This window comes from Rhodococcus sp. NPDC079359 (genome assembly GCF_040702585.1).
GTDB lineage: Bacteria > Actinomycetota > Actinomycetes > Mycobacteriales > Mycobacteriaceae > Rhodococcoides.
The window spans coordinates 548,193-565,592 of the sequence record NZ_JBFBLH010000001.1 but is presented as its reverse complement, the minus strand read 5'-3'; the positions used below and the strand labels follow the sequence as shown (position 1 = coordinate 565,592).

The 17,400-nt window shown below is 65.4% G+C and carries 14 protein-coding genes; 5 read left to right on the top strand and 9 right to left on the bottom strand.

Going from position 1 to position 17,400, the window contains the following annotated elements; translation table 11 throughout:
* Window positions 1–2: 2 nt before the first annotated feature.
* Entirely contained in the window at window positions 3–1,010 is a 1,008-nt protein-coding gene (locus AB0362_RS02705; protein WP_366234763.1) for a heme o synthase, read from the bottom strand.
* 410 nt (window positions 1,011–1,420) lie between these two features.
* Here AB0362_RS02705 and tkt point away from each other — a divergent pair, with 410 nt between their 5' ends.
* The 5 genes from tkt to pgl are packed head-to-tail and all read left to right on the top strand — an operon-like array spanning window position 1,421 to window position 7,855.
* Window positions 1,421–3,520 (top strand): transketolase, encoded by a 2,100-nt coding sequence (gene tkt, locus AB0362_RS02700; RefSeq protein WP_149405827.1) that lies wholly within the window; start codon window positions 1,421–1,423, stop codon window positions 3,518–3,520.
* 3 nt (window positions 3,521–3,523) lie between these two features.
* Window positions 3,524–4,648 (top strand): transaldolase, encoded by a 1,125-nt coding sequence (tal, locus tag AB0362_RS02695; protein ID WP_317784684.1) that lies wholly within the window; start codon window positions 3,524–3,526, stop codon window positions 4,646–4,648.
* Window positions 4,649–4,654: 6 nt separating this feature from the next.
* Window positions 4,655–6,211: a glucose-6-phosphate dehydrogenase gene (zwf, locus tag AB0362_RS02690; RefSeq protein ID WP_094615170.1), complete on the top strand. Its 1,557-nt coding sequence runs from the start codon at window positions 4,655–4,657 to the stop codon at window positions 6,209–6,211.
* The gene (gene opcA, locus AB0362_RS02685) at window positions 6,208–7,116 is read left to right on the top strand and encodes a glucose-6-phosphate dehydrogenase assembly protein OpcA (RefSeq protein ID WP_170946023.1); all 909 of its coding nucleotides are present in this window, start codon (window positions 6,208–6,210) and stop codon (window positions 7,114–7,116) included. Before zwf ends, opcA begins: the two co-directional genes overlap by 4 nt.
* On the top strand, window positions 7,109–7,855 hold the full coding sequence (gene pgl, locus AB0362_RS02680; RefSeq protein WP_366234762.1) for a 6-phosphogluconolactonase: 747 nt from the start codon (window positions 7,109–7,111) through the stop codon (window positions 7,853–7,855). The genes opcA and pgl overlap by 8 nt, the downstream gene beginning before the upstream one ends.
* A gap of 224 nt (window positions 7,856–8,079) precedes the next feature.
* Here the strand turns inward: pgl and ppc are convergent, their stop codons facing one another.
* The 8 genes from ppc to rapZ form a co-directional block, all read right to left on the bottom strand.
* Window positions 8,080–10,911: a phosphoenolpyruvate carboxylase gene (gene ppc, locus AB0362_RS02675; protein ID WP_149405831.1), complete on the bottom strand. Its 2,832-nt coding sequence runs from the start codon at window positions 10,909–10,911 to the stop codon at window positions 8,080–8,082.
* Window positions 10,912–10,962: 51 nt separating this feature from the next.
* A complete protein-coding gene (secG, locus tag AB0362_RS02670; protein WP_068050526.1) occupies window positions 10,963–11,196 on the bottom strand; it encodes a preprotein translocase subunit SecG in 234 nt (77 codons plus the stop codon).
* A 119-nt stretch (window positions 11,197–11,315) separates the two neighbouring features.
* A complete protein-coding gene (gene tpiA, locus AB0362_RS02665; protein WP_068050527.1) occupies window positions 11,316–12,101 on the bottom strand; it encodes a triose-phosphate isomerase in 786 nt (261 codons plus the stop codon).
* A gap of 3 nt (window positions 12,102–12,104) precedes the next feature.
* Window positions 12,105–13,316: a phosphoglycerate kinase gene (locus tag AB0362_RS02660; RefSeq protein ID WP_121869930.1), complete on the bottom strand. Its 1,212-nt coding sequence runs from the start codon at window positions 13,314–13,316 to the stop codon at window positions 12,105–12,107.
* Window positions 13,317–13,321: 5 nt separating this feature from the next.
* Window positions 13,322–14,341 (bottom strand): type I glyceraldehyde-3-phosphate dehydrogenase, encoded by a 1,020-nt coding sequence (gene gap, locus AB0362_RS02655; protein WP_032365753.1) that lies wholly within the window; start codon window positions 14,339–14,341, stop codon window positions 13,322–13,324.
* 120 nt (window positions 14,342–14,461) lie between these two features.
* Window positions 14,462–15,445, bottom strand: a complete 984-nt coding sequence (gene whiA / locus AB0362_RS02650; RefSeq protein ID WP_366234761.1) for a DNA-binding protein WhiA — start codon at window positions 15,443–15,445, stop codon at window positions 14,462–14,464.
* Window positions 15,436–16,461 carry a uridine diphosphate-N-acetylglucosamine-binding protein YvcK gene (gene yvcK / locus AB0362_RS02645; protein ID WP_149405832.1) on the bottom strand — a complete coding sequence of 342 codons (1,026 nt, stop codon included), beginning with the start codon at window positions 16,459–16,461 and terminating at the stop codon, window positions 15,436–15,438. The genes whiA and yvcK overlap by 10 nt, the downstream gene beginning before the upstream one ends.
* Window positions 16,458–17,351 (bottom strand): RNase adapter RapZ, encoded by an 894-nt coding sequence (gene rapZ / locus AB0362_RS02640; protein ID WP_094642373.1) that lies wholly within the window; start codon window positions 17,349–17,351, stop codon window positions 16,458–16,460. Before rapZ ends, yvcK begins: the two co-directional genes overlap by 4 nt.
* Window positions 17,352–17,400 lie beyond the last annotated feature (49 nt).

The following is a 17,400-nucleotide window of genomic DNA, read 5'->3' as shown; positions in this document are numbered from 1 at the left end:
GCTCAGGAGAAGATCTGGGCGAGCGTTTGCCAGCCGAGCACCGAGTCGACGGCAAGGCCGCAGAACACCAGTGCCAGGTATTCGTTGGAGAGAATGAACAGCTTGAGGGGCTTGACCGGAGTTCCCGCTCGGACGCCTGCGTACAGGCGGTGCGCCACGACGAGGAACCACACTCCCGACGCCACGGCGACGGCCGCGTAGACGATGCCCGAGCCCGGTGCCAACGCGAGCGTTGCGGCAACGGTGGCCCACGCGTAGAGCACGATGTGCTTGGTGACCTTGGTTTCCGAGGCGACCGCAGGCAGCATCGGCACGTTGGCGGCCTGGTAGTCCTCCTTGTAGCGGAGCATGAGCGCCCAGGTGTGCGGCGGCGTCCACAGGAAGATGACCAGGAACATCACCAGCGCCTGCCACCCGATCGTGCCGGTCACGGCGGACCAGCCGATCATCACCGGCATGCAACCGGCCGCGCCACCCCACACCACGTTCTGCGAGGTGCGCCGCTTGAGCACGAGTGTGTAGACGAAGATGTAGAAGCAGATGGTGACGACGGCAAGCACACCGCTGAGCATGTTGGTGGTGGCCCACAGCCAGAAGAACGAGAACACACCCAGGACGAGCCCGAAGATCAGGGCGTGCGAGACGGGCATGGCACCGCGGGCGAGTGGGCGCTTCTCGGTGCGCTTCATCACCTTGTCGATGTCTGCGTCGACCACCATGTTCAGCGTGTTGGCGCTGGCCGCGGCCAGCATTCCGCCGAAGAGCGTGGTGAGGATCAGCCACGGATCGACGTTTCCTCGGTCGGCCAGCAGCATCGCCGGAATGGTCGTGACGAGGAGGAGTTCGATGACCCGGGGCTTCGTGAGCGCGACATACGCAAGAAAGAGTGCGAATGCTCTGCGCGGGGCGGACGTCGTCGGCGCGGCCTGCGTGGGCTCACCCGTGTCGTCTGCTCCGAATCCGGGGCCGCCGGCGAAACCGTGTCCGCCCGGCTGCTGCCCAATTCGCACTGCTACTCCTCGCACGACTGTTGTTCTCTGGCGCTCGGCCACTTGCTCGCGTGCCACCGGCACGCGGTTGACTCTCCATGGCGACAGTTCGGCGCCTGCGCGCACGCGCGGCCGACCGCAATTGCTACCGCGGGAGCCGACGAACGTACGCCTACTACGACCGATGGTAGACGGCTGGGTTTGCACCTCCAATTCGCAGGGCACCCAAAGTGAGGAATATGTCGCCTACGAGTAACCCCCGCGCAATCGCCCGGGGGAAGGCACGACAGTAGGGTCGGACAGAACTAGGCTGGTGGAGGACGTCCTTCGGCACCGACCACATGCGTGCTCCAACCAGGCGCATCGCAGTCGCCGCCGAGCGACGATTCCTCGGAGCCACAACTCGAACGAATGTCAGGAGATTTCTGCTCGTGTCGATCACAGACGATATTGACGTCCTCACCACGGCGCACCACCCGAGCGACTGGACGGACCTGGACACCCGAGCGGTCGACACCGTTCGTGTTCTGGCAGCGGACGCAGTGCAGAAGGTCGGCAACGGCCACCCCGGAACCGCGATGAGCCTGGCTCCCCTCGCCTACACCCTCTTTCAGCGCACCATGCGCCACGACCCCACCGACACGCACTGGATCGGCCGCGACCGGTTCGTGCTCTCGTGCGGGCACTCGAGCCTGACCCTCTACCTGCAGCTCTATTTGGGCGGCTTCGGACTCGAGCTCGCCGACATCGAGGCACTGCGCACCTACAAGTCCAAGACACCCGGACACCCCGAGTTTCGCCACACCGACGGCGTCGAGATCACCACCGGTCCGCTCGGCCAGGGACTCGCCTCCGCCGTGGGCATGGCCATGGCGGCGCGCCGCGAGCGTGGCCTGTTCGATCCCGAGCCCGCTCTGGGCGAGAGCCCGTTCGATCACTTCATCTACGTGATCGCCTCCGACGGAGACATCGAAGAAGGCGTCACGTCCGAGGCGTCGTCGCTGGCCGGTACACAGCAGCTCGGCAACCTGATCCTGTTCTACGACGACAACAAGATCTCCATCGAGCACTCCACCGACATCGCCCTCAGCGAGAACACCGCCGCGCGCTACGAGGCCTACGGCTGGCACGTCCAGGTGGTCGAGGGCGGCGAGAACGTCACCGCGATCGAAGAGGCCGTCGAGGCTGCCAAGGCCGTCACCGACAAGCCGTCGATCATCGTCCTGCGCACCATCATCGGTTTCCCGGCCCCCACCATGATGAACACCGGTGCTGTTCACGGTGCCGCACTGGGCGACGAGGAGATCGCGAAGGTCAAGCAGGCACTCGATTTCGACCCCGCCAAGACGTTCGAGGTCACCGACGAGGTCATCGGTCACACCCGCAAGCTTCAGGAACGCGGCCGTACGGCCCACGCCGAGTGGACCGTCGAATTCGACGCCTGGGCCGCGCGCGAGCCCGAGCGCAAGAAGCTGCTGGACCGCCTGACCCAGGGCACGTTGCCCGAGAACTGGACCGACGTTCTGCCCACCTGGGAGCCCGGCAGCAAGGCCGTCGCGACGCGTGCGGCGTCGGGCGAGGTCCTCAACGCCGTCGGACCTGTTCTCCCGGAGCTGTGGGGCGGCTCCGCCGACCTGGCCGGCAGCAACAACACCACGATCAAGGGTGCGAAGTCCTTCGGCCCCACGTCGATCTCCACCGACGACTGGGATGCCGAGCCGTACGGCCGCACGCTGCACTTCGGCATCCGTGAGCACGCGATGGGTGCCATCCTGTCCGGCATCGTCATGCACGGCCCGACCCGTGCCTACGGCGGAACGTTCATGCAGTTCAGCGACTACATGCGGCCGGCAGTTCGACTCGCGTCGTTGATGGACATCGACCCCATCTACGTATGGACGCACGACTCCATCGGCCTCGGCGAGGACGGCCCGACGCACCAGCCGGTCGAGCATCTCGCCGCGCTGCGGGCCATCCCCAACCTGTCGGTGGTACGCCCCGGTGACGCCAACGAAACCGCATTCGCATGGCAGGCCGTGCTGGCCAAGTCCAGCAGCAGCGGACCCGTCGGTCTCGCGCTGACGCGTCAGGGCATCCCGATTCTCGAGGGCACCAGCTACGAGGGCGTCTCGAAGGGTGGATACATTCTCGTCGAGTCGTCCAAGGCGACCCCGGACGTCGTCCTGATCGGCACCGGCTCCGAGCTGCAGTACGCCGTGGAGGCGCAGAAGCAGCTCGAGGCGCAGGGCATCGCCGCCCGCGTCGTCTCGATGCCGTGCGTCGAGTGGTTCGAGAGCCAGGATCAGAACTACCGCGACCAGGTGATCCCGCCCACCGTCAAGGCCCGGGTGTCGATCGAAGCCGGCATCGCGATGCCGTGGTGGAAGATCGTCGGCGGCTTCGGCGAGATCATCTCGCTCGAGCACTACGGCGAATCTGCCGACGCTGCAACACTTTTCCGCGAGTTCGGCTTCACGGCCGAGGCCGTCACCGCAGCCGCACAGCGCTCCATCACCAATGTGAAGGGATAGTTCATGACCCAGAACAAGAATCTCGCAGAGCTCTCCGCCGCCGGAATCTCGGTATGGCTGGACGACCTGTCCCGTGATCGCATCCGCTCGGGCAACCTGAAAGACCTGATCGACACCAAGAGCGTCGTCGGAGTGACCACCAACCCGTCGATCTTCCAGGCAGCCCTGAGCACGGGCGATGCCTACGACGAGCAGGTGACCAAGCTCGCCGGTGAAGGTGCCGACGTCGAGACCACGATCCGCACGGTCACCACGGACGACGTTCGCGAGGCCTGCGACATCCTGATGCCTCAGTACGAGGCAAGTGCAGGCGTGGACGGCCGGGTGTCGATCGAGGTCGATCCCCGCATGGCGCACGATGCCGACAAGACGTACGAGCAGGCCGTCGAGCTGTGGAAGATCGTCGACCGCCCGAATCTGCTCATCAAGATCCCGGCCACCGAGGCCGGAATCCCCGCAATCGCCAAGGTGATCGGCGAGGGAATCAGCGTCAACGTCACGCTGATCTTCTCCGTCGAGCGCTACGAACTGGTGATGAACGCCTACCTCGAGGGTCTCGAAAAGGCGCGCGCAGCCGGTCACGACCTCGACAAGATCCACTCGGTCGCGTCGTTCTTCGTCTCCCGCGTGGACAGCGAGATCGATTCCCGACTCGATGCGATCGGCACCCCCGATGCCGAGGCACTCAAGGGCAAGGCCGCTCTGGCGAACGCGCGCCTCGCCTACGTGGCGTACCAGCAGATCTTCGAGGTCGCTCCTCGATTCCGCGAGCTCGTCGGTAGCGGCGCGCGTCCGCAGCGTCCGCTGTGGGCGTCGACCGGCGTGAAGTCCGACGCCTACCCCGACACCATGTACGTCACCGAGCTCGTCTCACCGAACACGGTGAACACGATGCCGGAGAAGACCATGGACGCGGTTGCCGATCACGGCGAGGTCGTCGGCGACACCGTTTCGGGCAAGGGACCGGAATCGCAGGAGATCTTCGACCGCATCTCGGCGCTCGGTATCGACATCACCGACGTCTTCCTGACGTTGGAGAACGAAGGCGTCCAGAAGTTCGAGGCCGCCTGGAACGAGTTGCTCGAGGCCACCGGCGAGCAGCTTCGCCAAGCAGGTCAGAAGAGCTGATCGACTGTGCCCACCGCAGAAACCGAACCTCTCCATTCCGCGGACTGGCTCAACCCTCTCCGCGACGCGCGAGACAAGCGGCTCCCCCGCATCGCGGGCCCGTGCAGCATGGTCATCTTCGGAGTGACCGGCGATCTCGCGCGTAAGAAGCTCATGCCTGCGGTGTACGACCTGGCGAACCGGGGGCTTCTACCCCCCGGTTTCGCCCTGGTCGGGTTTGCCCGGCGGGAATGGCAGAACCAGGACTTCGCCAAGATCGTGCACGACTCCGTGCGCGATCACGCGCGAACGCCGTTCAGCGAGGAGGTGTGGAACACCCTCGCCGAGGGATTCCGGTTCGTCCAAGGCTCCTTCGACGACGACGACGCGTTCGACGAGCTGTCACGAACACTGACCGAGCTCGACGAGACCCGCGGCACCGGCGGCAATCACGCCTTCTATCTGTCCATCCCACCCAGCGCGTTCCCCGTCGTCCTCGAGCAGCTCTCGCGCTCGGGACTGGCGCAGAGCAAGGACGGCAATTGGCGACGCGTGGTGATCGAGAAGCCGTTCGGACACGATCTGCAGAGCGCGAAAGAGCTCAACGCGGTCGTGAACCGAGTGTTCCCCGAGGACACCGTGTTTCGGATCGACCACTATCTCGGCAAGGAGACAGTGCAGAACATCCTGGCACTGCGCTTCGCCAACCAGCTGTTCGATCCGATCTGGAATGCGCATTACGTCGACCACGTTCAGATCACGATGGCCGAGGACATCGGATTGGGCGGTCGCGCGGGGTATTACGACGGAATCGGTGCCGCCCGCGACGTCATCCAGAACCACCTTCTGCAGCTTCTCGCCATCACCGCGATGGAGGAGCCGGTCAGCTTCAACCCCAAGGAACTGCAGTCGGAGAAGATCAAGGTGCTCTCGGCAACCAAACTTGCCGAGCCACTCGATCGAACCTCGGCGCGCGGTCAGTACTCCGCGGGGTGGCAGGGCAGCCAGAAAGTGAAGGGGCTCAAGGAGGAAGAGGGTTTCGACTCCGAGTCGAACACCGAAACCTACGCCGCCATCACCCTGGAGGTGGATACGCGACGCTGGGGTGGGGTGCCGTTCTACCTTCGGACCGGCAAGGCACTCGGGCGTCGAGTCACCGAGATCGCGATGGTGTTCAAACGCGCTCCGCACCTACCGTTCGACGCCACGATGACCGAGGAACTCGGTCAGAACGCGTTGGTGATCCGAGTCCAGCCCGACGAGGGCGTGACGATGCGGTTCGGCTCCAAGGTGCCGGGCTCGAGCATGCAGGTGCGCGACGTCAGCATGGACTTCAGCTACGGCCAGGCGTTCACCGAATCCTCGCCCGAGGCGTACGAACGCCTCATCCTCGACGTGCTGCTCGGTGAGCCGTCGCTGTTCCCGGTCAATGCCGAAGTGGAACTGTCGTGGAAGATCCTCGATCCCATTCTGGAATTCTGGGCTTCCGGCGGCACCGCGGAACCGTACGAAGCCGGTACCTGGGGGCCTTCCTCGGGTGACGAGATGATGCACCGCACCGGACGCGAATGGAGAAGACCGTGATTGTCGACATCCCCGCCACGACGACGGCCGAGGTCGGCAAGAAGTTGGTGGAGGTGCGCGAAGCAGGCGGTGCGGTGACCATCGGCCGGGTGCTGACACTGATCGTCGCCAGCCGTGATCCGGCCAAGGCCGAACGGGCGATCGACGCAGCGAACGAGGCCAGCCGCGAGCATCCGTGCCGCGTCATCGTGCTCATTCACGGAGACCGATCCGCAGAATCGAGCCTCGACGCACAGATCCGTGTGGGCGGAGACGCCGGTGCATCGGAGGTCGTGGTGTTGCGCCTGAACGGCGAACTCGCCGATCACGAGCACAGTGTGGTGATCCCGTTCCTGCTGCCCGATACCCCGATCGTGGCGTGGTGGCCGGACGAGGCACCGACCGTTCCAGCGAAGGATCCGCTGGGACGCTTGGCAATTCGCCGGATCACCGATGCCACGAACTCGCCCGACACCACGGCGACGATCAAGGGTCGGCTCAGCAGCTACACCGAGGGCGACACCGATCTCTCCTGGAGTCGCATCACGTACTGGCGCGGCCTGTTGGCCACCGCGCTCGACCAGGCTCCGTTCGAGGCGGTCGTCTCGGCCACTGTGTCCGGACTGGCCGAAGAACCCGCACTCGACATCCTGGCAGGTTGGCTGGCCGCCAAACTCGACGTGCCGGTCCACCGCCGTGCGGGTGAGCTGAAGGTGGAGCTGATCAGAGAGAACAGCAGCATCTCGCTGACGCGTCCGCAGACCGGCAAGACCGCAACCCTGCGACGCACCGGTCAGCCCGACGCGGAGGTCGCACTGGCGCGTCGCAACACTCGCGAGTGCCTCGCCGAGGAACTGCGCAGACTCGACACGGACGAGATCTACGAACTCGCCCTGCACGGACTGTCGAAAGTGAGCTATGAGTAAGACATCGGTACTCCAGTACTTGGACGCGCAGGCCCTGGTCGACGCTGCACGATCTCGCTTCGTCGACGTGGTCACGGCCGCGCAGGCCGAGCGCGGCTCCGCATCGGTGGTGCTCACCGGTGGTGGCACCGGAATCGCGCTGCTGGAAGCGCTACGTGAGGACTCCGGATCGATCGACTGGGGCAAGGTCGACATCTACTTCGGCGACGAACGCTTCCTGCCCTCGGGTGATCCCGAACGCAACGAGGTCCAGGCCTCGGAGGCGCTGCTCGATCACGTCGATGTTCACCCGGATCGGGTGTTCCGGATGGCCGCATCCGACGGACCACACGGCAGCGACCCCGAGGTGGCCGCCGCAACGTACGCACAGATCCTGCATTCCGGATCGGAGGGTGAGCCGACGCCCCGGTTCGACGTCCATCTCCTCGGAATGGGCGGCGAAGGCCATATCAATTCACTCTTCCCCCACACCGATGCAGTGCGTGAGCAGCACCGCTTCGTCGTGGCGGTCGAGGACTCCCCCAAGCCCCCGCCGGTGCGCATCACACTGACGCTGCCTGCGGTTCGCCGCGCACAGCACGTGTGGTTGCTCGTCTCGGGAGCGAACAAAGCCGACGCCGTCGCCGCTGCGGTGGGCGGAGCCGATTCCGACGACGTCCCGTCGGCAGGCGCGCTCGGCACCGAATCGACGGTCTGGTTCGTCGATGCAGGCGCTGCGTCAAAGCTGGACACGGTCTGATCCCACCCGACTAATCGGGGTCGGCAGCGTCGGGGTCACATCCGGGCCGCTCGCAGTCGTAGTCGCCGACGCTCCGGGCATATCCTGATATCGAACGACCGATCCGCCTACTGCTCATGCGGTAGGCGGATCCGTCTCTCCAGGTATCGATCGAACTGCTGCACTGCGTCATACCTCGTTGGACGCGATCGACCGACAACCGGTTCCTCGCCCCTCGTGCGTGGCTAACCGCTGTTGCGCAGCGCCGTCGCGAGACCGTTCATCGTCAGCAGAATTCCTCGCTTGACCCGTTCGTCGTCGTCACCGTTGCGGTATCGACGCAGCATCTCGACCTGCATCTGATTGAGCGGCTCGAGGTACGGGAAGCGATTGTGCACCGAGCGCTCGAGCGACGGGTTGTCTTCGAGCAGACGACTGTGACCGGTGATCTTCAGGTACATCCGCACCGTCGTGGCATGTTCGGCTTCGATCATCCCGAAGATCCGCGCGCGCAGGTCCGCGTCGGGAACCAACTCCGCGTACCGAGCCGCGATGCCCAAGTCCGATTTGGCCATGACCTGCGCGAGGTTGGACAGAACGGTCTGGAAGAACGGCCACTTTCGATACAGCTCGGTCAGCACCTCGAGCTTGGAATCGTCGTCGCCGACCCACTCCTCGAATGCCGAACCTGTGCCGTACCAGCCGGGCAGCATCACGCGGCACTGACTCCACGACATCACCCAAGGAATGGCACGCAGGTCGTACACCGAGTTCGTCGGCTTTCTCGATGCCGGACGGGAGCCGATGTTCAGCTCACCGACCTCGGCTACCGGCGTCGACGTTCGGAAGTACTCGACGAAACCGGGCTCCTCGTGCACCAGCCGGCCGTAGGCCGCACGCGCCTTCGCGGCGAGGTCGTCCAGGATGTCGTATGCGGCTTCTGCGCCGTCTCCGAGACCCTCCACATCCAGCAGAGTCGATTCGAGAGTTCCCGCAACCAGAGACTCGAGGTTTCGGCGCGCCATGGACGGCTCGGCGTATTTCGCCGCGATGATCTCGCCCTGCTCGGTGAGCCGCAACGATCCCTGTACCACTCCGGGCGGCTGCGCCAGGATCGCGTCGTAGCTGGGACCGCCGCCGCGGCCGACCGTACCGCCGCGACCATGGAAGAGCCGCAGACGAATACCCGTCTTGCGTGAGGCCTCGAGCAGATCCAACTCGGCGCGGTACAGCGCCCAGTTCGCCGCGAGGTATCCACCGTCCTTGTTCGAGTCCGAATACCCCAGCATGACTTCCTGGTTCATGCCGCGCCCAGCGACCAGCGCGCGATAGATCGGAACGTCGAGCGTGGCGAGCAGGGTCGCGGCACCCTGCTGCAGATCCTCGATGGTCTCGAACAGTGGCACGACACCCACCGTCGACGTGGGTGCCGAGCCGTCGGTGCCGGGGTCGAAGATGCCTGCTTCCTTGAGCAGCAACGCCGCTTCGAGCATGTCACTGACCGACTGACACATGCTGATGATGTAGTTCTGGATGGTGTCGGGGCCCAGGTGGTCGATGGCCTCCTTGGCGGCCCTGACGATGCCCAGTTCCTTGGTGGCGAGCTCACTGAGCTGCGCGTTGGGGCCGACGAGCGGCCGCCTGGTCGCAAGTTCCTGCGACAGAACCGAGACCCGCTCGTCCTCCCCGAGGGACATGTAATCGGAGTGGACACCGGCCCAGGCCAACAGCTCGGCGACCACCTCTTCGTGTGTCTCGGAGTTCTGCCTCATGTCCAACGCCTGCAGATGGAATCCGAACGTCTCGACCGACTGCCGAAGCCGGAGCAGACGATCGTCGGCGATCAATGCATCCCCGTCGGCCCGCAGAGCCCGATCGATGACGTCGAGGTCGTCGAGAACGTCTTGCGGACCGGCGTACTTCTGCGCACCGAGGTCGATCCCGGAGACCGGCACCGCGTCGAGCACAGCCCGGGCGGTGGCCGTGAGCCGCGCCCGGATACCGGCGACGGCGACGCGATACGGCTCGTCCGATCGACGGTCGTCCGGCTCGGTCGATGCGCCGGCCAGCGCCTTGAGATCCTCGGTGACATCCACCAGACGCGCGGACATCGACAGTTCCTTCTCCAGCGCGACCAATTCGTCGAGGTAATGCTCGAACGCCACGTATCCCGCTTGATGGGTCGCGGTGTGGACCACCTCTGCGGTCACATTCGGATTGCCGTCGCGGTCGCCGCCGATCCAGGAACCGGGCCGGAGAATGGGTCGAGGCAGTAGATCGTCCTCGGGCCACCGTGCCCGCAGCGCTGCCCGCACGTCGGCGTTCAACGCCGGCATGACATCGAACAGGGAGGACTCGAAGTACCGGAGGCCGACCTCGATTTCGTCCTGAATCCTCAACCGCGACAACCGAATCAGAGCCGTCTCCCACAGGGTCAGTACTTGCCTGCGGATCTGCACGTCGATGGCGGCCAGTTCCTTCGCCGCAGTGGCGGCCTTGCCCTCACGTGCCGCAGCGGCGACATCGCGGCGCCGCATCAGCTCGGTGATCTTCGACTGCACATCGAACACGGTGCGTCGACGTGTTTCGGTGGGGTGCGCGGTGATCACCGGCGCGACCAACGCATCTGTCAGGGCCGCGGCCACCTGCTCACGCGACGGTGCTGCGGCATCGATCTTGAGCCAGGTGGCGTCGAGACTGCTGTCCTGTGGCGGGTCCTCGCGATCGAGGTGAATCGCTCGACGACGTTCGCGGTGCAGATCCTCGGCAAGATTGGCCAGCAGCGAGAAGTGACTGAACGCGCGAATCAGTGGAACTGCCTGTGCCACTTCGACGTCGGTGTAGCGACCGACGGAATCGTCGCGTTCTATCTCCGACCTGCGTACCGCGAAGGATTCGACGCGAGCCGACTCGATCAGCTCGAAGACGTCGTCGCCCTCGTGCTCGCGAATGATCTCACCCAGGATGCCGCCCAGATAGCGGATGTCCTCACGGAGAGGCTCTGTCAACTCCCGACCCTGAGCTGTCGGTGGGACGAAGGCTGGGGAACCGACTGACTCGTAGGAGGATTCGCTCATCCACCCAGTATCGTCGCTCCGTCACCAACTCGCACTCGGAGCCGAATCCGATCAGGTGTACTTGATCTCCAGACCGATACCGAGGATGGCGATGAGCCAGATGATGCCGGTGAAGACCGTGAGGCGATCGAGGTTCTTCTCGACAACGGTGGAACCGGAGAGGCTGGACTGGACTCCGCCACCGAACAGGCTGGACAATCCGCCGCCCTTGCCGCGATGCAGCAGGATCAGCAAGATCAGTGCCAGGCTGGTGACGACCAGCAGAATATCCAGAAACAGATCCATGTCCACCTCAAACTCGATTCGATGCCTTCAGCAGCCTACCTGGCCCCGCGAACGGCTTCGGACACCCCGCCGAAGCGAGGTGTCCGAAAACCGTTCGGTACAGCGTTGCCGATGGCCGATCAGGGCAGGGGTCCACCTGCGGCGATGGCCGACAACGTGGCGAACTCGTCCGCCTTGAGCGAAGCGCCACCGACGAGGGCACCGTCGACATCGGGCTGTCCGACGATCTCGCCGACGTTCTTCGCGTTGACCGAGCCGCCGTAGAGCACTCGCACGCCCGCGGCGACCTCGTCCGAGGACAGCGCCTTCAGTTCCTCACGAATGGCACCGCACACTTCCTGAGCGTCCGACGCCGACGCGACCCGGCCGGTACCGATGGCCCATACCGGCTCGTAGGCGATGACGACCTTGGAGATGTCGTCGGCCGACAGTCCTTCGAGCGACCCGCGCAGCTGTGCCACGTTGTAGGCCACGTGCTCGCCGGCCTCACGGATGTTCAGACCCTCGCCGATGCACACGATCGGGGTGAGCCCGTTCTTCAGGGCCGCCTTCGTCTTGGCGAGCACGACGGCGTCGTCCTCGCTGTGCAGCGTGCGTCGCTCGGAGTGACCGACGACGACGAAGGTGCACCCCAGCTTGGCCAGCATCGATCCGCTGATCTCACCGGTGAAGGCACCCTTGTCCTCGGACGAGACGTCCTGTGCACCGTAGGTGAGCAGGAGTTTGTCGCCCTCGACCAGGGTCTGCACGCTGCGGATGTCGGTGAACGGCGGGATCACCGTCACGTCGACCTTGTCGAAGTACTTCTCGGGCAACGAGAATGCGATCTTCTGCACCAGCGAGATGGCCTCGAGGTGGTTGAGGTTCATCTTCCAGTTGCCCGCGATGAGCGGCTTACGTGCCATGCGTTACGCCTCCAGGACGGATAGGCCGGGGAGCTGCTTGCCTTCGAGGTATTCGAGGGATGCACCGCCGCCGGTGGAGATGTGCGAGAAGCCGTCGTCGGGCAGTCCGAGGGTGCGTACCGCCGCGGCCGAGTCGCCGCCACCGACGACGCTGAACGCGCCCTTCTCGGTGGCTCCGATGATCGCTTCGGCGATGCCCTTGGTGCCGGCCGAGAACTTGTCGAACTCGAACACTCCGGCCGGTCCGTTCCAGAAGACGGTCTTGGCATTCGAGAGGACGACAGCAAAGCGGCTGACCGAATCGGGTCCGATGTCCAGACCCATCCAGCCGTCCGGAATCTCGGATGCCTTCACGGTCTTCGCCTCGGCGTCTGCCGCGAACTTGTCTCCGACGACGATGTCGACGGGCAGGTGGATCACGTCGCCGAAACGCTCGAGCAGGTCCTTGCAGACCTCGATCTGATCCTCCTGCAACAGCGAGTTGCCGACCGAATACCCCTGCGCGGCAAGGAAAGTGAACGCCATACCGCCGCCGATGACGAGGGTGTCGACCTTGGGGGCCAACGCCTCGATGACGCCGAGCTTGTCCGAGACCTTGGAGCCGCCGAGCACCACCGCGTACGGACGCGCGGCGTCCTCGGTGAGCTTGGCCAGCACCTCGACCTCTGCAGCGACGAGAGTGCCCGCGTAGTGCGGCAGCAACTGCGCCACGTCGTAGACCGATGCCTGCTTACGGTGCACGACGCCGAATCCGTCGGAGACGAATGCTGCGTCGTCGCCGGCCAGAGCAACGAGCTCACGAGCCAGAGCAGCTCGCTCGGACTCGTCCTTGCTGGTCTCGCGCGGATCGAAGCGAATGTTCTCGAGCAGCAGCACATCGCCGTCGGTCAGACCCTCGGCCCGAGCCTCGGCGTCCTGACCCACCACGTCGCCCGCGAGCTGAACGTGGCGGCCCAGCAGTTCGCCGAGCTTCGCTGCGACCGGAGCCAGGCTGTACTTCGCGTCCGGCTTGCCGTCGGGACGACCGAGGTGCGCGGTCACGATGACCTTGGCACCCGCCTCGACCAGTGCCCGGAGAGTCGGGATCGACGCCTGGATGCGGCCGGGGTCGGTGATCGTGCCGTCCTCGAGCGGGACATTGAAGTCCGATCGCACGAGGACGCCACGGCCTTCGACACCGGCATCGAGCAGATCCTGCAGTGTCTTGACAGCCATCGGTGTCAGAGGGACTTGCCGACGAGACCGATGAGGTCGGCGAGGCGGTTGGAGTAGCCCCACTCGTTGTCGTACCAGGAGACGATCTTGACCTGGTCGTCGATGACCTTCGTCAGCGGCGCGTCGAAGATCGACGAGTGCGGGTCGGTGACGATGTCCGAGGAGACGATCGGATCGGTGTTGTACTTCAGGATGCCCTTGAGGGGGCCCTCGGCTGCGGCCTTCATGGCGGCGTTGATGTCGTCGGCGCTGGCCTTCTTCTTCAGCAGCGCAGTCAGGTCGGTGACCGAGCCGGTGGGGATCGGTACCCGAAGCGCGTAGCCGTCGAGCTTGCCGAGCAGCTGCGGGAGAACCAGGCCGATGGCCTTGGCCGCGCCGGTGCCGGTCGGCACCACGTTCAGGGCTGCGGCGCGGGCGCGACGCAGATCGCTGTGCGGGCCGTCCTGCAGGTTCTGGTCCTGCGTGTACGCGTGAATGGTGGTCATCAGACCCGAGACGATGCCGAACTCGTCGTCGAGAACCTTGGCGATGGGGCCGAGGCAGTTGGTGGTGCACGACGCGTTGGAGATGATGTTCTGGCTGCCGTCGTACTTGTCGTCGTTGACGCCCATCACGATGGTGATGTCCTCGCCCTTGGCGGGCGCGGAGATGATGACCTTCTTGGCACCGGCGTCGATGTGGCCCTGTGCCTTCGCAGCGTCGGTGAAGATGCCGGTGGACTCGACGACGACGTCGACACCCAGGTCACCCCACGGAAGTGCGGACGGGCCCTCACGCAGCGACAGCGCCTTGATCTTCTGGCCACCGACGACGATGGTGTCCTCGCCCTCGAGCGAGACATCGTGCGGCAAGCGACCCAGGATCGAGTCGTACTTGAGCAGGTGTGCGAGCGATGCGTTGTCGGTCAGGTCGTTGACAGCAACGATTTCGATGTCGGTGGTACCGAGCGCCTTCTGCGCATCGACAGCCCTGAAGAAGTTACGCCCGATGCGGCCGAAGCCGTTGACGCCTACCCGGATCGTCACTGTTCGCTCCTAAAAGTTGTGAAAGCAGATGTCTGATTGTGCCTGCGTGCGGGGTGCCACACGCGGTTCCCACCCTAGTGTGCGCGCAGGCAGAGCGCGCGCATCACGTGATCGGGCCGGTCATGCCTCGTCGAGCAACTCGGCGGTGACGGCGGACTCGGTGTCCGGAATTCCGGTTTCCTTCGCCTTGCGGTCGGCCATGGACAGCAGGCGTCGAATTCGGCCTGCCACGGCGTCCTTGGTCATCGGCGGGTCGGCCAACTGGCCGAGTTCCTCGAGCGACGCCTGGCGATGCTGCACTCGGAGCGAGCCCGCGGCGGCCAGATGATCCGGCACATCCTCGCCGAGGATGTGCAGGGCCCGCTCGACGCGCGCTGCGGCGGCGACGGCGGCCCTGGCCGAGCGGCGCAGGTTGGCGTCGTCGAAGTTGGCGAGCCGGTTCGCGGTGGCCCTGACCTCGCGTCGCATCCGTCGTTCTTCCCAGATGAGCCGGGTGTCCTGTGCGCCCATGCGGGTGAGCAGTGCCCCGATCGCCTCGCCGTCGCGGACGACCACTCGATCGGTGCCGCGGACCTCGCGTGCCTTGGCGGCCACGCCGAGGCGTCGAGCGGCTCCGACGAGCGCGAGAGCTGCCTCGGGACCCGGGCAGCTGATCTCCAGAGACGAGGACCGACCCGGTTCGGTGAGTGAACCGTGCGCCAGGAATGCGCCCCGCCATGCCGCCTCGGAGTCCCCCACCGTGCCGCCGACCACCTGGGCGGGCAGGCCGCGAACCGGGCGACCGCGCAGGTCCAACAGGCCGGTCTGCCGCGCCAGTGCCTCGCCGTCCTTGGCCACGCGCACCACGTAGCGAGAGGTCTTGCGGAGCCCGCCCGCTCCGAGCATGTGCACGTCGGAGGAGTAGCCGTACAGCTCGAAGATCTCCCGACGCAGCCGTCTCGCAATGGACCCGAGGTCCACCTCTGCCTCGACCACCACTCGGCCTGCCACGATGTGCAATCCACCGGCGAATCGCAGGAGTGCGGACACCTCGGCCTTGCGGCAACTGACCTGACTGACGGTGAGCCTGCTCAGCTCGTCCTTGACCTCCGCTGTCATGGCCACGAAGTGATCCCCTCTCTGCGTGCGGTAGTCGGTGCGGTGCCGTCGGTGGACGACACGATGGAACCGAGAGCCGCAGCAAGCTTGCCGTAATGATGTGCGTGGGTGCCGTTTTCGGCAACGTCGACGTAAACGACCTCGGCACCGAGCCGGGCCGCTGCCCGCGCCACGTGCTCGCGGTTGCTGCCTTCCGGGACCGAGGCGGAATCGACCAACACGTAGTCGATTCCCAAATCCGGTGCGTGTTGGGAGAGTACGTGGACATGGCGCTCGGCGGAGAATCCGGTGGTCTCCCCCAGCTCCGGTGCGAGGTTCAACACCAGTACCTTCGGCGCGCTCGTGCGAGCGAGCGCGGCGAGCTGATCGGGCACCAACACGTGCGGGATGACGCTGGAGAACCACGATCCCGGTCCGAGCACCACGAGGTCGGCCTTCTCGATCGCAGCGAGTGCATCCGCCGAGGCAGGCGGTTCGGGTGGCAACAGTCGAACGCGGCGAACCTTGCCCGGAGTCGTCGCCACCGCAACCTGTCCGCGAATGACGCGGCTCACGCGTGGGTCGTCCTCCAGACCGGAGACATCGGCCTCGATGTCGAGTGCGATCGGCGACATCGGAAGCACCCGTCCGTCGATTCCGAGCATCCGCACCATCTCGTCGAGTGCGGCGATCGGATCGCCCAGTACCTCGGTGAGGCCGGCGAGGATGAGGTTGCCCACCGAATGTCCGGCCAGAGCGCCCGTGCCGCCGAAGCGGTGCTGCAGGACGTCCGTCCAGAGCTGCGTCCTCTCGTCCGATCGTGCCAGCGCAGCCAGTGCCATGCGCAGGTCTCCGGGCGGAATGACGCCGAGCTCGGCCCGCAGACGCCCCGAGGATCCCCCGTCGTCGGCGACCGTGACGATGGCGGTGACGTCGGGACCGAGCAGCCGGGCCGCCGACAGCGTGGCGTACAGGCCGTGCCCGCCGCCGAGCGCGACGATCCTGGGGCCCGCTGCCGGTACTTCGGTGTCGACCTCGCTCATTCGCGACCCAGATCCCGATGCAGCACGCGCACCGACACATCACCCTGGTCGGCGAGTATTGCCGCCAGTGCCTCGGTCATCGCGACACTTCGATGCTTTCCTCCGGTGCAGCCAACGGCCACCGTCATGTACCTCTTGCCTTCCCGCACGTATCCCTCGATGGTCAGATTCAGCAGGTGCGTGTACGTCTGCAGGTAGTCGCGTGCCCCGTCCTGCCCCAACACGTAATCGCGAACGTCCGCGTCCTGGCCGGTGTGTTCGCGCAGCTCGGGCACCCAGTGTGGGTTGGGCAGAAAGCGCACGTCGCAGACCAGGTCGGCGTCCATCGGCAGGCCGTACTTGAAGCCGAACGACTGCACGGTGACGCCCACTCCTGTGGTCTCGGCCGCACCGAACACCGTCTCGATCTTGCGCCGGAGTTGATGCACGGACAGGGACGTGGTGTCCACCGTGAGATCCGCAGCTGCCTTGACCTGAGCGAGTCGCAACCGTTCGGCGGTGATGCCCTCGGTCAGCGTTCCGTCCTGACCGTCGTTCTGCAGGGGATGGCTACGCCGGTTGGACTCGAATCGACGGATCAGCACGGCGTCGGACGCGTCGAGGAAGAGCACTCTGTTGCGCACGCCCTTGGAGTCGAGTTCTTTCACCACCCAGCCCAGATCGCCGGTGAACAGGCGGCTTCGAACGTCCATCACCAGTGCCAGACGCTCGATTCTGGGCTTGGACTCGCGTCCGAGATCGACCATCTTGGAGATGAGCTCCGGCGGTAGGTTGTCGGCGACGTACCAGCCGAGATCCTCGAGAATCTTGGCCGCAGTGCGCAATCCTGCGCCGGACACCCCGGTGACCAACGCCACCTCGATCTCGTCGTGCTGCGACTCCCCCTCGATGGACTGCTCGAGGTGTTCTTCGGACGGTGGATGTCTCTGTGTCTGGTGT

Bases quoted from the DNA above. Each gene is read 5' to 3' on its own strand.
- yvcK (WP_149405832.1), bottom strand. From the start codon at position 16,461: ATGAGCGAGGTCGACACCGAAGTACCGGCAGCGGGCCCCAGGATCGTC.
- AB0362_RS02660 (WP_121869930.1), bottom strand. From the start codon at position 13,316: ATGGCTGTCAAGACACTGCAGGATCTGCTCGATGCCGGTGTCGAAGGC.
- ppc (WP_149405831.1), bottom strand. From the start codon at position 10,911: ATGAGCGAATCCTCCTACGAGTCAGTCGGTTCCCCAGCCTTCGTCCCA.
- pgl (WP_366234762.1), top strand. From the start codon at position 7,109: ATGAGTAAGACATCGGTACTCCAGTACTTGGACGCGCAGGCCCTGGTC.
- tpiA (WP_068050527.1), bottom strand. From the start codon at position 12,101: ATGGCACGTAAGCCGCTCATCGCGGGCAACTGGAAGATGAACCTCAAC.
- tal (WP_317784684.1), top strand. From the start codon at position 3,524: ATGACCCAGAACAAGAATCTCGCAGAGCTCTCCGCCGCCGGAATCTCG.
- secG (WP_068050526.1), bottom strand. From the start codon at position 11,196: ATGGATCTGTTTCTGGATATTCTGCTGGTCGTCACCAGCCTGGCACTG.